Below are 13,032 nucleotides of genomic sequence, written 5' to 3' on the forward strand. Positions count from 1 at the left end.
TATGGTCTCGCGATTCTGGCGTATCGTGGCGGCCGTGACGGTCTGGCACGTCGCCGCCAGCGTCTGTTATTACACGGTGTACGCCGGGACCCCGCTCTTTCAGGACGCCTTCGATCTGACGGGGCTGGAGGTCGGAATCGTGATCGCCGCGTTGACGCTCGGCTACGCCGTCTCGCTTCTCCCCTTCGGGATCGCGACCGACCGGTTCGGCGAGAGACGCACGCTGACCGTCGGACTCGTCGGACTCTCCGTCGGCGTCTTCGGGGTCGCGATCGCGCCGACGTATCCGCTGTTGCTGATCGCCGCCTTCCTCCTCGGATCGATGTACGGGAGCGCGACGCCGGGGACGAACAAGGCGATCTTCGACCGGATCGACCCGGGGAGACAACACCGCGCGATCGGGATCAAACAGATCGGCCCGACGATCGGGAGCGCGGTCGGCGCGCTCTTAGTGACCGGAACCGCCGGCGTCCTCTTCCCGCGGTTCGGCTTTCTGGTCGCCGCCGCGGTCGGTTCCCTGGTCGCCGTCGTCTTCTTCAGCGTGTACCGCCGCGAGAGCCCGGGCGAGGCGACGTCCCCCGACTTCCGCGCGCTGTCGTCCAACTCGGCGTACCTCGTCCTGCTGCTCTCGGGGGTGTGTCTCGGGGCCGCGTTCTACACGACGACCGGCTACGTCACCCTCTTCGTCGGCGAGTCGATCGGCGCGTCCGTCGCGGTCGCCGGCGCGGTCCTCGCGTCCATGCAGGTCGTCAGCAGCGCCGGAAAGGTCGCCGTGGGGACGCTGGCGGACGTGCTTCCCGGATCGGCTCGAACGCGGACGGGCGGGATCCTCGCCGTTCAGGCGGCCGGTGGCGGGGTCCTTTACTTCGTGCTTCCGGCCTCGGAGTCCGTGCTCGCCGCCGGCGTCGTCTTCGCCGGGATCGGGGCGCTCGTCCTCGGGTCGACCGGCCTCTACTACTCCTGTCTCTCCACGCTCGTCGACGACGACGAACTCGGGGCCGCCTCGGCCGCCGGCCAGCTGGCGGTGACCGCGAGCGGACTGTTCGCGCCCCCGACGTTCGGCTACCTCGTCGACGTGAGCGGGTACTCGGCCGCCTGGTCCTTCCTCGGCGTCCTGTCGCTCGCCGCGGCCGGGCTCACGCTCGTCGTCGTCACCGACGCCGTGTAAACCGCGGTGCCGGCCGGGGACCACCGACCGTCGTCGCCGCGATCAGGTGTCGCCGGGCTCCGTCGGCACGTCGATGTCGCCGGCGATGATCGCGTCGCGGGCGTCCGAGACCGCGGTCACGATGTCGTCGGGGACCTCGCCGCCGATCTCGTCGCCGTAGACGCACTCGACCCCGTTGGACTCGAGTCCGAGCGCGATCGACTCGCCGCCCTGGTGGTCGTCGTCGATCACGTTCGAGACGGACTCGTAGACCGCGGTGTCGACGCGTTTCACCATCGACGCCAGGATCACGTCGGAGAACTCGGGCTCGGTGATCGACTGGTCGAGGTCGACGCCGAAGGCGAACCGGCCCTCCTCCTGTGCCGCCTGGAACACGCCGACGCCCGTCGCGCCCGAGGCGTGATAGACGATGTCCGCGCCGCTCTGGTACATCGAGAGCGCCGCCTCCTGTCCGCCCGAGGGGTCGGCGTAGCTGCCGACGTAGCTCGTGGTGACGTCGACGTCGTCGGCCGCGTAGTCGACGCCGGCCTCGAAGCCGGCTTGGAACCGGCGGATGACCGGGCTGTCGACGCCGCCGACGAACCCGAGGTTCGTCGAGTCGGGGTCCGTCGAGCCGGCCCCGGCGGAGAAGTCGGTCTCGGTCAGGTGTGCGGCGAGCACGCCCATCAGGAACGAGCCCTCGTGCTCGCGGAAGACGTAGCTCGCGACGTTGTCCTCCTCGACGACGGAGTCGACGAGCATGAAGTCCTGGTCGGGGAACTGCGGGGCGTTCTCCGCGAGGGCGTCGGTCTGGTTGAAGCCGATACACGACACCAGGTCGTAGTCGGGGTCCGTCGAGCTGGCGTACCGCTGCTGGAAGTCGCCGAACTCGCCGGTCCCCTCCGGCTGGGACTCGTCGTACTCGATGCCGAAGTCCTCCTCGGCCTGGATGAGACCCTGCTGGGCGGCGTCGTTGAACGAGTTGTCCCCGAGCCCGCCGTCGGAGTAGACGATCCCCACGGTCGCCGGGACGTCGCCGGACCCGTCGCCACTCGAGCCGTCGTCGGACCCGTCCGAGCCGTCGTCATCGGACCCGTCGCCGCTCGAGCCGTCGTCTCCAGAACCGCCGTCGCTCGGTCCGCCGCTACAACCCGCGAGACCGACGAGGCCCGCCGCACTCGCCGCCTTCAGGAACCGCCGCCGTTCGATGTCGGACGTCATAATCACCTACATACCCGGGCGAGCGGGGCATAAACGCGTCGCTCTCCGTTCCGACGTGTCCTTCCGAGGTCGACGGCCGGTCGCCGAGCCGGGAGTCAGCTCTCGGCTTCGGCGACCGCGGTCTCGACGACCTCGCGGACCGATTCGACCAGCTCGTCGACCGCGTCGCTCTCGGCGTACACCCTGACGTACGGCTCGGTCCCGGAGGGCCGGACCAGCGTCCACGACGCGTCGGGGAACTCCAAGCGGACCCCGTGGTCGGTGTCGACGGTCGCGTCCCCGAACGCCGCCGGGAGCCGATCGGTCAGTCGCTCCATGACCCGCTCCTTCCGGTCGTCGGGACAGTCGACGCTGACCTTCCGGTACGGGCGCTCCGTGACCGGCTCGCGGAGCGACTCGAGCCCCTCGGCCGCGACGAGTTCGGCGATCACCGCCGCCGAACAGACGCCGTCGATCCAGCCGCCGAAGGCGGTGTGGACGTGCTTCCACGGCTCCGCGGCGAAGACGACCTCCGTATCCTTGGCGTCCGCCTCCGCGCGAACCGCCGCGATCCCCTCGTGGAGCGCGCCGAGGCGGACGCGCTCGACGCGCCCGCCGGCCTCGCGGACGCGCTCGTCGATCCGGCCGGAGGCGTTCGGGGTCGTCACCACGACCGGGTCGGCGGCGTCGCTGGTCCGGACGTACCGCTCGGCGAGGACCGCTAAGACGGTGTCCTCGTGGACGACCTCCCCGTCGGCGTCGACGACGACGATCCGGTCCGCGTCGCCGTCGTGGCCGATCCCGAAGGCGTACCCCTCGCCGTCGCGGCCGGGCTCGTCGACGCCCTCGTTCGCGTCGGCCACGAACGCCCGCAGGTCCCGCAGCGTCTCCGGCGTGGGCTTGCTCCCGCGGCCGGGGAAGTGGCCGTCGACGTTCCCGTTGAGGGTGACGACGGTCGCGCCGAGCTCGCGGAGCACCGTCGGCGTCGCCGGGGCGGACATCCCGTTGCCGCAGTCGACGGCGATCCGGAGCCCGTCGAGGGAGCCGCCGGAGTCGTCGCCGGCGTCGGCGCCGTCGACCTCGAAGCCCGCCGCGTACTCGCGAACGTCCGCGAGGTACCCGTCGAGGGTGTCGACCCGATCGGGTTCGGTCCACGCGTCCCACGCCGCCGGCGGCTCCTCGGCCTCGACGCGCGCTTCCACGGCGAGTTCCAGCTCGCGGTCGAACTCGACGCCGTCGCGGAAGAGCTTGATCCCGTTGTCGGACGGCGGGTTGTGCGAGGCGGTGAGCATGACGCCGTACCGTCCCCGCGAGGCGTGTGCCAACGCCGGCGTCGGGAGCCGGCCCGCCCGGGAGACCTTCGCGCCGCCGGAGGCGAGCCCGGCCTCCGTCGCGGCCGCGATCGCCGGTCCGCTCACCCGTCCGTCGCGGGCGAGGACGACCTCCGGCGGGCCGGCCGGTCCGTCGGTTCCGCTCCCGGCCTCCAGTTCCCGCGCTTCCGCCGCCACCGCGCGACCGACCGCCAGCGCGAGTTCGGGCGTCACCCGTTCCTCGACGCGGCCGCGCACTCCCGCGGTTCCGAACAGTTCCATGTCGCCCCGATCGACCGCCGGTCGTTAGTACCCGTCGGTCCGGACGGCGGTCGATCCCGGCGGCCGTCGTCTGGATTGACGCCGAGTCCATCGATCTCGGTGGGGGTCCCGACGGAGGACCGCCATCAGAACGCCGCTTCGCGGGTCCGTGATTCTCGAGATCCGGTGAGAGAGGTCGGTGTTTATCTTCTCCCCGTGTGTTTCTGCTGGTATGAGTAACGCTTCGCTCGGGAAACGTCGCGACTTCCGGGCGTTGTTTGATCACCTCGACGGGGTCGCGCTTTGGGCGGCCACCGAACCTGGGACGTTCGATTACGTCAGCGACGGCTTCGAAGGGATTTGGGGGATCCCGTCCGAGGAGATCGAGGACGACGTCGACGAACTGCTCGCCACCATCCACCCGGAGGACCGCGACCGAGTACGGGCGAACATCGAGGGTTCGGACCAGGCGACCGCCGAGAACGCGTATGAGGGACGTGTCGTTCGACCGGACGGATCGATACGATGGGTGCTGACCAGACAGGTCCTCCTCCGGGATGACGAGGGTATCCCGACCGAGGCCATCGGCATCTGTACGGACATCACGGAACAGAAGCGTCGAGAACAGGAGCTCGAAATTCTGAACCGTCTCGTCCGACACGACATCAGGAACGACTTGGCGGTGGTCCTCGGCTGGATCGAGATACTCGAGGACCACGTCGACGACGAAGGACGGGGGTATCTCGAGAAAGTCCTCCACAGCGGCGAGCACGTCATCGAGCTGACGGAGATCGCTCGCGACTACGTGGAGATGACCGTCTCGAACGGAGATCTCGCCGTCGAGCCAACCCCGCTCTCGTCCGTCCTCGCGACCGAGGTCGCGCTTCGCGAGGAGTCCTTCCCGGACGCGGAGTTCGTGGTCCACGACCCGCTCCCCGAGGTCGACGTGGCCGCCAACGGCATGCTCGGCTCCGTGTTTCGGAACCTCCTGAACAACGCCGTCCAACACAACGACAAGGACGTCCCCGTCGTCGAGGTCTCCTGTGAGTCGCGGGACGAGGACGTGGAGGTCAGGATCGCGGACAACGGTCCGGGGATTCCGGACGACCGGAAGAACGAGGTCTTCGGGAAGGGGGAGAGGGACTTCGACAGCCCCGGGACCGGGATCGGACTCTACCTCGTTTACACGCTGGTCACGCAGTACGGCGGCGAGGTATGGGCCGAAGACGACGATCCGACCGGGACGGTCTTCGTCGTCCGACTGCCGAAAGCCACGGCGACGGGTGCGTGACTGCGGAGTCGTCGATCGCCTGCGAGCCGAACGTGTCGTCGGTCTGGAAGACGTAGCAGGTCCCCCCGCGGACGGTCTCCTCGGAAACTGGGGGAGCGAGGCCACCCGAGAGAACTGGCAGGGGATCGATGGAGGAGTCGAGCGGGCTCCTACGGGTCGAGAAGCTTCGATTCGGCCTTCCGGAGGTGTTCGAGCATCGTCGTCTTCGAGACGCCCAGGTCGTCGGCGAGTTCGCGCGTGGACGCCCCGCGGGGCCACTCGTAGTATCCCTGCTCGCGGGCGTGCTCGTACACCTCCCGCTGGGTCGTCGTGAGCGTGTCGAGGCGGTGTTCGCGGGCGGTCTTCTGGCCGGCTCCCGAGGACGACATCGACTCGATGCTCACCTCGGCGTCGGCCGTCTCGCGGACCGCGTCGAGCGACTCGCGGATCCCCGACCGCTCGCCGACGAAACACACCTGCCACTCCTCGTGGCCGTCCTCGATCCGGACCGGGGCGCTGTGGACGAACCCGTTCTCGAGGAGGGTCGGACACACCATGTCCGTCGGGTCGTACTCCACGAAGAACTCGCGGACCACGTTGCCCGGGGCGTCGCGTGCGCGACCGAACCGCTGTTGGAGCTCCATCAGGTCCCCCGAGTGTTCCGAGGCACGGATCGCGTCCAGCAACGCCTCCACCTCCTCGTTCGTGTCCGCGAAGGCGGTGAAGAGGCCGTTCACCGTGTTCGGGGTCTCGCCGTCCGTCTTCGGCGAGTTGTAGATCGCGTGAGCGAGGACGCCGCCGTCGGTTCGGCTCGTCGCCTCGATCGCCCAGCAGTTCGGGTGCCACAGGTCGAGCGTCAGCCGGGTCCCCGACCACCCGTCGGCATCGTTCGCCTCGAGCGCAGACATGGATCCTCCTAGACCCCCCTACGGTAAAGAATCTCCCGACCATGGTAGGGTGGGGAATTTGGCGTCCGGGGAGGAAAGGAACGCCCATGGCAGACGCCTACAAACACTACATCGACGGCGAGTGGGTCGAAGGCGAGGGAACGGAGACCTTCGAGAGCGAGAACCCCGCGACCGGCGAGACGCTCGGCGAGTTCCGGAAGGGGACGCCCGCCGACGTCGACCGCGCGGTCGACGCCGCCGACGAGGCGTTCGAGGAGTGGCGCGAACTCTCCCGGATCGACCGAGCGGAGTACCTCTGGGACGTCTACCACGAGCTCCGCGAGCGCACCGACGAGCTCGGCGAGATCGTCACCAAGGAGTGCGGCAAGGAGATAAGCGAGGGCAAAGCCGACGTGGTCGAGGCCGCCCACATGGTCGAATGGGCCGCCGGCGACGCCCGCCACCCCAAGGGCGACATCGTCCCCTCGGAGATCCCCGCGAAGGACGCCTACATGCGCCGGAAACCCCGCGGCGTCACCGGCTGTATCACGCCGTGGAACTTCCCCGTCGCCATCCCGTACTGGCACATGGCCATCGCGCTGGTCGAGGGGAACACGGTCGTGTTCAAGCCGGCCGAGCAGACCCCGTGGTGTGCGCAGGTCATCGCGGAGATGTTCGAGGACGCGGGCATCCCCGACGGCGTCTTCAACATGGTCCAGGGATACGGCGACGCCGGCAACGCGATCGTCGAGAACGACGACGTCGACACCGTCATCTTCACCGGATCGGCCGAGGTCGGCCACCTGATCCAGGACAAGCTCGGCGGCGTCGCCGGCAAGCGCGCGGCCTGTGAGATGGGCGGCAAGAACGCCATCGTGATCACCGAGGAGGCCGACCTCGACATCGCGGTCCACTCGGCGGTCATGTCATCCTTTAAGACCACCGGCCAGCGCTGTGTCTCCTCCGAGCGATTGATCGTCCACACGGACGTGTACGACGAGTTCAAGGAGCGCTTCGTCGAGGTCGCGGAGAGCGTCTCGGTCGGCGACCCGCTCGACGAGAACACCTTCATGGGCCCGCTCATCGAGGAGGAACACCACGAGAAGGTCACCCGGAACAACGAGCAGGCCCGGGAGGAGGGCGTGAACGTGCTCGTCGACCGGACCGAACTCGACGACGAGGAGATCCCGGACGGCCACGAGGACGGCTACTGGGTCGGTCCGTTCGTCTACGAGGCCGACGCCCACGCCGACCTGACGTGTACCCACGAGGAGGTCTTCGGCCCCCACGTCGCGCTCATGGAGTACGACGGCGACATCGAGGAGGCCGTCGAGATCCAGAACGACACCGACTACGGGCTCGCCGGCGCGATCATCTCGGAGGACTACCGTCAGATCAACTACTACCGCGACCGCGCCGAGATCGGCTTGGCGTACGGCAACCTGCCGTGTATCGGCGCGGAGGTCCAGTTGCCCTTCGGCGGCGTCAAGAAGTCCGGCAACGGGTACCCCTCCGCGCGTGAGGCCATCGAGGCCGTCACCGACCGAACCGCCTGGACGCTGAACAACTCCAAGGAGATCGAGATGGCACAGGGCCTCTCGGCGGACATCAAGACCGACGACTGATCGGCCGGAAAACGTGGAAACGCTCGGGAGATCCGGGCATCGTCGGCGAAACGTTCGGAACCTGTCTCGGTTCGACGATTCCCTGCCGCGGTCCTAGACGATGCTCGGCGTGTACGGGTACTCGTACACCTCGCCGTTGTTGGCTTTCACCGTGGCGATGAGCACCAGTACGAGGTCGATGATCGCGAAGATCGGGAGCAACAGGAGGCCGACGAGCACGATCGTCAGGATTCCGGAGACCACGAACGCGACGAACATCACGATCTGGAAGTTCAACGAGTTCTTCGCGTTCTCTCTCACCAGCTCGTCGTCGTCGTCCGCGAGCACCAGGAACAGGACAGGCCCGAGTATCGACGCAACGAGCGCCGATGCGTGTGCCAACGCCGCCAGGGTCGTGTCACCCTCGACCGTCCGAGACTCGCCGTCGTTGGATTCGACTGACATGTGTTCACCGATCAGACACGGCCCTGATAAATATTGCGTCGATATCCCTTCGATGCGGGATCTTTCGCAGCGTTCCCGCCGTTTTCAGGACTCCTCAGGCGGTTCGAGCATCCCGTTCTCCCACATCCAGCGGGCGACCAGGATCGTTCCGAAGACGGACACGATGATCACCACGTAGAGCGGGTATCCCGGCAGGAACCCGAGGAACCCTCCCTCGAGCAGCATCGTCATCGCCAGCGCCAGCACGAACCCGACGCCGGCCACCTTCGGGTAGTCCCGACCGAACTGCGCGAAGATCGCTCCGAACACCGCCGGAACGAGATACGACCCGAGCGCGGTCCGCCACAGCTCGGGAAGCGCCTGGAACGCGGACACGAGGGCGAACGCGCCCACGCCGAGAAGCGTCGTGTTGACGCCGATGGAGGCGGCGATCGCGATCGTCGAGATGATGCTCCCCTCCGAGGTCCCGGTCTGGACGTCGGCGCTCTCCTGTGCCGCGGCAGCGCAGGGGAGCCGAAGGTTCGAGATGTTCCCGGAGAGGAACGCCATGTACGTTCCCGGGATCCCCAACACGGGGTAGTACGATATCGGCTCGATGAACCAGAAGATGCCGTACGTCGCCGCGACCGCGACGAACGCGCTCGTGACGGCCTCCGTCGGCGGGGCGATGTCGAACACCGTCAACAGGACCACCGCGGGCCCGAACGAGAGCGCCACCGCGAGGAGGTTCGTCCTCCGGCCCCAGGCGTTGACGTACGGGATGAAACTGTCCTCGTAGACGTTCGTGCCGCCGTCGGTGGACGCGTGTGACTCGTTTCCGGACATCTACCACCAACTCCCTACCGTTACCTGGAGTGCCACGCCGACGACGAGGCCGACGATCATCGCGGTTCCGAGCGCCCACTCCCGGAGCCACTGGACGTCCCGCTCGTCCGCTATCCGTAACAGGATCAACATCACGATCCCTCCGGTCGCGACCGATCCGGTCTCGGGCGTTCCCGCCGCGACCTCCCCCGTCAGGAAGTACGCGAACGCGCCGAGCATCGCCGCGGAACTGATGACGGGAATGAGCTTCTCCCGGCCGTTCCCCATCTTCTGTCGCAGCTTTTCCATGTGAGGCGTCCCGAAGGCGGAGAACAGCAACCAGCCGGTTCCACCCAGGGTCATCGTCCAGACCGCCGTCGCGTACGCGGTCTCGGATATGTTCTCGTCGCCCAGGCTGTATCCGAACTGGCTCACGCCCAACTCGGCCGCCGGGAGCTCGAACGCGACCGACCCGATCACGGAGAGACGCATCCACGCGACCGGACCGCCGACGGTGGCGATCAGCGCCAACATCCCGACCAGCACCGCGACGGCGGGTCCGATCGCCGATATCACGCCCGTCTTGAATCCCGATCTCAACTGCTCTTCGGACAGTCCCATCTCCTTTCCGTCGCTCCACGCCCGTCGGAGGAAGATCGATGCCTGTAACAGAACGACCAGAACGACCGGAAGCGTCGAGAGCCACAACCAGTGGCTGTTGGCGACGTCCAGATACGCCGGGGTACTTGCCAGCGATAGCATTCTCGACCCTGAGACTCTCGTATCCTCATATAAAATCAGCGAGGATCGCGGCACTCGCCGTCTCCTCCGATCGTGCGGGCTCCGACGCCGAATCGACGCGATGTCGAACGGGATCCGACCCCGAACCGACCGCGCCCACACCGCCGTTTTTACCCGATGACGGGGCGAACCCCTGCCGTATGTCGTCACGAACGCGAGCACACGTGTACGTCTCCGGACGCGTTCAGGGCGTCTTCTACCGCGCGACGACGCGGGACACCGCCCGCGAGCGAGGCGTCGACGGCTGGGTCCGAAACCTCGACGACGGGCGCGTCGAGGCCGTCTTCGAGGGACCCGAGTCCGCCGTCGAGGCGATGGTCGAGTGGTGTCACACGGGAAGCCCGGCCGCCGAGGTCGACGACGTCGACGCGACCTACGGGGAGCCGGAGGGGATAGACGGGTTCGAGGTCCGCCGGTGAGCGGCGTCCGGAAGCCCCGATCTCAGACCCGCTCTTTGAGTTCGATCCGGTAGCCGAACGGGTCCCGGACGTACGCGGCCACAGCCTCTCCGGTCGCGCCGAGCGGCGACTCCAGCGTCCGCTCGAGTTCGACGCCGGCCTCGGCGAGTTCCGCTTCGATCGCCTCGAGCGACTCCTCGACGACGACGCAGACGTGGTCGTAGTTCGTCGCCTCCGGCGGGTCGAACTCCGCGGTCGGCCAGAGGTGGATCACGCCGGTCGCCGAGAGCCGCACGTCGAAGAAGGGCTTCTCGTCCGCCCGGAACGGCGCGTCCTCGATCCCGAAGCCGAGCCGATCGCCGTAGAACTCCCGGGCCGTCTCGACGCCGTCCTCGGGGATCCGGAGGTTGACGTGGTCGATGTGTCGTGCCTTCACGGACGAGGGTTCGGGACCGAGTCGCAAAAACCGTGGGGCCGAGAGCGTTCGGACCGAGTCACGGGGCTCAGGCGAACGCCTCGAGCATCCCCGCACCGTCGGTGCTCGTCGCCACGTCGGGCAGCGTCGCGCGCTCCGGATGGGGCATCAACACCGCGACCGTCTCGCGCTCGCCGAGGACGCCGGCGACGTTGTCGGTCGAGCCGTTCGGATTCGCCGCGTCGGTGACCGCCCCGGTCTCGTCGCAGTAGCGGAAGAGCACCCGGTTCTCGGCGACGAGCTCGTCGTGGGCGTCGGCCTCGATCTCGAAGCGCCCCTCACCGTGGGCGATCGGGACCTCGATGGTGTCGCCCTCGTCGTAGGCGGCGGTCCAGGGGGTGTCCGCGCGCTCGACGCGGAGGTGGACGGGCTCACACTGGAACCGCGCGGAGGCGTTGGTCGTGAACGCGCCGGGCGTGAGTCCGGACTCCGAACCGATCTGCGCGCCGTTACAGACGCCGAGCACGGGGACGCCCGACTCGGCCGCCTCCCGAACTTCCTCCATGACCGGCGCGCGCGCGGCCATCGCGCCCGCCCGGAGGTAGTCGCCGTACGAGAAGCCGCCCGGAAGGACGATCCCGTCGGGCTCGGCGGGGAGGCCGTCCTCGTGCCAGACGCGCTCGGCGTCGATCCCGAGGTGTCGGAGGGCGCGGACCGCGTCGCGGTCGCAGTTGGACCCGCCGAACTGGACGACGGAAACCGTCATCGCTCCGAGACCGCGACGTCGTAGTCGTGGATCGTGGGGTTCGCGAGCAGCCGCTCGGCCATCTCTTCGGCTCGCGCCTCGGCCGCGGCGGCGTCCTCGGCCTCGAGGTCGAGCTCGAACCGGTCGGCCGAGCGGAGCGCGGAGAGCTCGAACCCGAGGCGTTCGAGCGCCTGCTTCGTCGTCTCGGCCTCCGGGTCGAGCACCCCCCGTTTCAGCCGGACCGTCACGGTCGCGGTGAATTCGGTCATCGCGTGAGAGTGCGGAGTCGTGTGTAAAAACCGTTTTGGAACGCCTCGTCTATACACGAGCATGGATCTATTTCGGTCGATCGTCGGAAACCACGGCGGGACGGAACGAAAGGGGCAAACCCCTCCGTGGCTTGGCGTGAGTGTATGCCACCGTTCGAACCGGCGGAGGTGATCGGCGCATGACCCGCGAACTGACCGAGATCACGGTCGTCGGAGGAGACGAGACGGGACTCATCGCGCGGGTCACGTCCCTGCTGTTCGAGCGGGGGATCAACATCGAGGGGCTCGACCAGGCGGTCCGCGACGGCGTCTTCCGGATGACCACCCGGGTCGACGCCGCGGAGATGACCACCTCACGCGGCGAGCTTCGTCGCGCGCTCGCCGACCTCGGCCGCGACCTCGACGTCGACATCCAGGTGCGGTTCCCGAGCGACCGGGACGCCCGACGGGTCGCGCTGCTCGTCACGAAGGAGACCCACGTCCCCGAGGCGATGCTGGAGGCGGAGGCGAACGGCGAGCTCGCCGAGGACGGCGAGGCCGAGATCCCGGTCGTGATCGGCAACCGCGGCGACCTGCGCTCGCTCGCCGAGCGCTACGACAAGCCCTTCTACGACGTGGGCGACGGGAGCGGCAACACCGACGAGGGTCGGCTGCTCGACCTGTTGGCCGAGTACGACGTGGACCTGCTCGCGCTGGCCCGCTACATGCGCATCCTCTCGCCGGAGGTCGTCTTCCGCTACGAGGGTCGGATCGTCAACGTCCACCCCTCGCTCCTGCCGGCCTTCCCCGGCGCGGAGGCGTACCGGCAGGCGAAGGACGCCGGCGTCCGGATCGCGGGCGTCACCTCCCACTACGTGACGACCGACCTCGATCAGGGGCCGGTCATCGCCCAGCGCGCCTTCGACGTGCCCGACGGCGCGACCGTCGAGGAGATCAAACGCCGCGGGCAACCCCTCGAGGCCGAGGTCCTCTTGGAGGCGGTCCGGCTCCACCTGGCGGACGCGATCGCGGTCCACCGCGGCACCGTTCACGTGCGCGAGGGGACCGACGCGGAGCCGGACCTCGGGCTCCCCGCGGTCGCGAGCGAGGCCAACCCGGACGAGCCGGTCGACGGCGAGCCGCTGACGCGGCCCGACCCGCCGACGCCCGGATCCGACTGAGGGCGGATCGCTCGCCGCCCGGGCGATCCGATGTGCGACCCTGAACGACCACGGCGTTTTTATCCGCGATGTCGCCTACATCCACCGATGCGTGGACGTGACGGCGACCGACCGCTCGCGAACGACGCCCGAGCGACGATCCGGACCGACGACCGCGTGATCGTCGTCCTTCTCGTTCTCCTGTCGGCCGTCGTCCTCGTCGTCCTGCTCTACTACACCGTCTTCGTGCTCGAGGGGCTTCCGGAGGTTCCGCCCGGCGTCCTCGGCCTCGCGTGACCTCGGTGACGGGTCCGACT

15 protein-coding genes are annotated in these 13,032 nt (G+C 68.4%); 6 read left to right on the forward strand and 9 right to left on the reverse strand.

Annotation, left to right across the window (positions count from 1 at the left end; all coding sequences use genetic code 11):
- Position 1: 1 nt before the first annotated feature.
- The gene (locus F3H10_RS00310) at positions 2 to 1,168 is read left to right on the forward strand and encodes an MFS transporter (RefSeq protein WP_149782869.1); all 1,167 of its coding nucleotides are present in this window, start codon (positions 2 to 4) and stop codon (positions 1,166 to 1,168) included.
- A 42-nt stretch (positions 1,169 to 1,210) separates the two neighbouring features.
- On the opposite strand, the gene F3H10_RS00315 is transcribed toward F3H10_RS00310, so the two are convergent.
- Complete coding sequence (locus F3H10_RS00315; RefSeq protein ID WP_149782870.1) at positions 1,211 to 2,368, reverse strand: BMP family lipoprotein; 1,158 nt, start codon at positions 2,366 to 2,368, stop codon at positions 1,211 to 1,213.
- Between the two features lie 95 nt (positions 2,369 to 2,463).
- A complete protein-coding gene (locus tag F3H10_RS00320; RefSeq protein ID WP_149782871.1) occupies positions 2,464 to 3,939 on the reverse strand; it encodes a phosphohexomutase domain-containing protein in 1,476 nt (491 codons plus the stop codon).
- Between the two features lie 211 nt (positions 3,940 to 4,150).
- Here F3H10_RS00320 and F3H10_RS00325 point away from each other — a divergent pair, with 211 nt between their 5' ends.
- Entirely contained in the window at positions 4,151 to 5,209 is a 1,059-nt protein-coding gene (locus tag F3H10_RS00325) for a PAS domain-containing sensor histidine kinase (RefSeq protein WP_149782872.1), read from the forward strand.
- 149 nt (positions 5,210 to 5,358) lie between these two features.
- Here the strand turns inward: F3H10_RS00325 and F3H10_RS00330 are convergent, their stop codons facing one another.
- A complete protein-coding gene (locus tag F3H10_RS00330) occupies positions 5,359 to 6,096 on the reverse strand; it encodes a helix-turn-helix domain-containing protein (RefSeq protein ID WP_149782873.1) in 738 nt (245 codons plus the stop codon).
- Positions 6,097 to 6,182: 86 nt separating this feature from the next.
- Between F3H10_RS00330 and F3H10_RS00335 the strand changes: the two genes are divergently transcribed.
- Positions 6,183 to 7,700: an aldehyde dehydrogenase family protein gene (locus F3H10_RS00335; RefSeq protein WP_149782874.1), complete on the forward strand. Its 1,518-nt coding sequence runs from the start codon at positions 6,183 to 6,185 to the stop codon at positions 7,698 to 7,700.
- A 93-nt stretch (positions 7,701 to 7,793) separates the two neighbouring features.
- Here F3H10_RS00335 and F3H10_RS00340 read toward each other — a convergent pair whose 3' ends face one another.
- The 3 genes from F3H10_RS00340 to F3H10_RS00350 form a co-directional block, all read right to left on the reverse strand.
- Positions 7,794 to 8,144 (reverse strand): DUF4870 domain-containing protein, encoded by a 351-nt coding sequence (locus tag F3H10_RS00340; RefSeq protein ID WP_149782875.1) that lies wholly within the window; start codon positions 8,142 to 8,144, stop codon positions 7,794 to 7,796.
- Between the two features lie 84 nt (positions 8,145 to 8,228).
- Complete coding sequence (locus F3H10_RS00345; RefSeq protein WP_149782876.1) at positions 8,229 to 8,969, reverse strand: hypothetical protein; 741 nt, start codon at positions 8,967 to 8,969, stop codon at positions 8,229 to 8,231.
- Positions 8,970 to 9,710 carry a DUF5058 family protein gene (locus F3H10_RS00350; protein WP_223174149.1) on the reverse strand — a complete coding sequence of 247 codons (741 nt, stop codon included), beginning with the start codon at positions 9,708 to 9,710 and terminating at the stop codon, positions 8,970 to 8,972. It lies immediately after the preceding gene.
- Between the two features lie 179 nt (positions 9,711 to 9,889).
- On the opposite strand from F3H10_RS00350, the gene F3H10_RS00355 reads away from it, so the two are divergent.
- Positions 9,890 to 10,168, forward strand: coding sequence for an acylphosphatase (locus F3H10_RS00355; RefSeq protein WP_149782877.1), 279 nt, complete (start codon positions 9,890 to 9,892; stop codon positions 10,166 to 10,168).
- Between the two features lie 22 nt (positions 10,169 to 10,190).
- On the opposite strand, the gene F3H10_RS00360 is transcribed toward F3H10_RS00355, so the two are convergent.
- The 3 genes from F3H10_RS00360 to purS all read right to left on the reverse strand — a co-directional run bounded on the left by F3H10_RS00360 (position 10,191) and on the right by purS (position 11,576).
- Positions 10,191 to 10,583: a VOC family protein gene (locus tag F3H10_RS00360; protein WP_149782878.1), complete on the reverse strand. Its 393-nt coding sequence runs from the start codon at positions 10,581 to 10,583 to the stop codon at positions 10,191 to 10,193.
- Between the two features lie 67 nt (positions 10,584 to 10,650).
- Positions 10,651 to 11,328, reverse strand: coding sequence for a phosphoribosylformylglycinamidine synthase I (gene purQ, locus F3H10_RS00365; protein ID WP_149782879.1), 678 nt, complete (start codon positions 11,326 to 11,328; stop codon positions 10,651 to 10,653).
- Positions 11,325 to 11,576, reverse strand: coding sequence for a phosphoribosylformylglycinamidine synthase subunit PurS (purS, locus tag F3H10_RS00370; protein ID WP_149782880.1), 252 nt, complete (start codon positions 11,574 to 11,576; stop codon positions 11,325 to 11,327). Before purS ends, purQ begins: the two co-directional genes overlap by 4 nt.
- A gap of 179 nt (positions 11,577 to 11,755) precedes the next feature.
- On the opposite strand from purS, the gene F3H10_RS00375 reads away from it, so the two are divergent.
- On the forward strand, positions 11,756 to 12,736 hold the full coding sequence (locus F3H10_RS00375; protein WP_149782881.1) for a formyltetrahydrofolate deformylase: 981 nt from the start codon (positions 11,756 to 11,758) through the stop codon (positions 12,734 to 12,736).
- Positions 12,737 to 12,823: 87 nt separating this feature from the next.
- Entirely contained in the window at positions 12,824 to 13,012 is a 189-nt protein-coding gene (locus tag F3H10_RS00380; protein WP_149782882.1) for a hypothetical protein, read from the forward strand.
- Positions 13,013 to 13,032: the final 20 nt, after the last annotated feature.

This window comes from Halorubrum aquaticum (genome assembly GCF_900113615.1).
Taxonomy (GTDB): domain Archaea; phylum Halobacteriota; class Halobacteria; order Halobacteriales; family Haloferacaceae; genus Halorubrum; species Halorubrum aquaticum.

What these genes read in the sequence shown, in the direction of transcription:
- purS (WP_149782880.1), bottom strand. Translation starts at nt 11,576, where the DNA reads ATGACCGAATTCACCGCGACCGTGACGGTCCGGCTGAAACGGGGGGTG.
- F3H10_RS00310 (WP_149782869.1), top strand. Translation starts at nt 2, where the DNA reads ATGGTCTCGCGATTCTGGCGTATCGTGGCGGCCGTGACGGTCTGGCAC.
- F3H10_RS00350 (WP_223174149.1), bottom strand. Translation starts at nt 9,710, where the DNA reads ATGCTATCGCTGGCAAGTACCCCGGCGTATCTGGACGTCGCCAACAGC.
- purQ (WP_149782879.1), bottom strand. Translation starts at nt 11,328, where the DNA reads ATGACGGTTTCCGTCGTCCAGTTCGGCGGGTCCAACTGCGACCGCGAC.
- F3H10_RS00355 (WP_149782877.1), top strand. Translation starts at nt 9,890, where the DNA reads ATGTCGTCACGAACGCGAGCACACGTGTACGTCTCCGGACGCGTTCAG.
- F3H10_RS00325 (WP_149782872.1), top strand. Translation starts at nt 4,151, where the DNA reads ATGAGTAACGCTTCGCTCGGGAAACGTCGCGACTTCCGGGCGTTGTTT.
- F3H10_RS00315 (WP_149782870.1), bottom strand. Translation starts at nt 2,368, where the DNA reads ATGACGTCCGACATCGAACGGCGGCGGTTCCTGAAGGCGGCGAGTGCG.
- F3H10_RS00375 (WP_149782881.1), top strand. Translation starts at nt 11,756, where the DNA reads ATGACCCGCGAACTGACCGAGATCACGGTCGTCGGAGGAGACGAGACG.
- F3H10_RS00345 (WP_149782876.1), bottom strand. Translation starts at nt 8,969, where the DNA reads ATGTCCGGAAACGAGTCACACGCGTCCACCGACGGCGGCACGAACGTC.
- F3H10_RS00340 (WP_149782875.1), bottom strand. Translation starts at nt 8,144, where the DNA reads ATGTCAGTCGAATCCAACGACGGCGAGTCTCGGACGGTCGAGGGTGAC.
- F3H10_RS00320 (WP_149782871.1), bottom strand. Translation starts at nt 3,939, where the DNA reads ATGGAACTGTTCGGAACCGCGGGAGTGCGCGGCCGCGTCGAGGAACGG.
- F3H10_RS00380 (WP_149782882.1), top strand. Translation starts at nt 12,824, where the DNA reads ATGCGTGGACGTGACGGCGACCGACCGCTCGCGAACGACGCCCGAGCG.
- F3H10_RS00335 (WP_149782874.1), top strand. Translation starts at nt 6,183, where the DNA reads ATGGCAGACGCCTACAAACACTACATCGACGGCGAGTGGGTCGAAGGC.
- F3H10_RS00330 (WP_149782873.1), bottom strand. Translation starts at nt 6,096, where the DNA reads ATGTCTGCGCTCGAGGCGAACGATGCCGACGGGTGGTCGGGGACCCGG.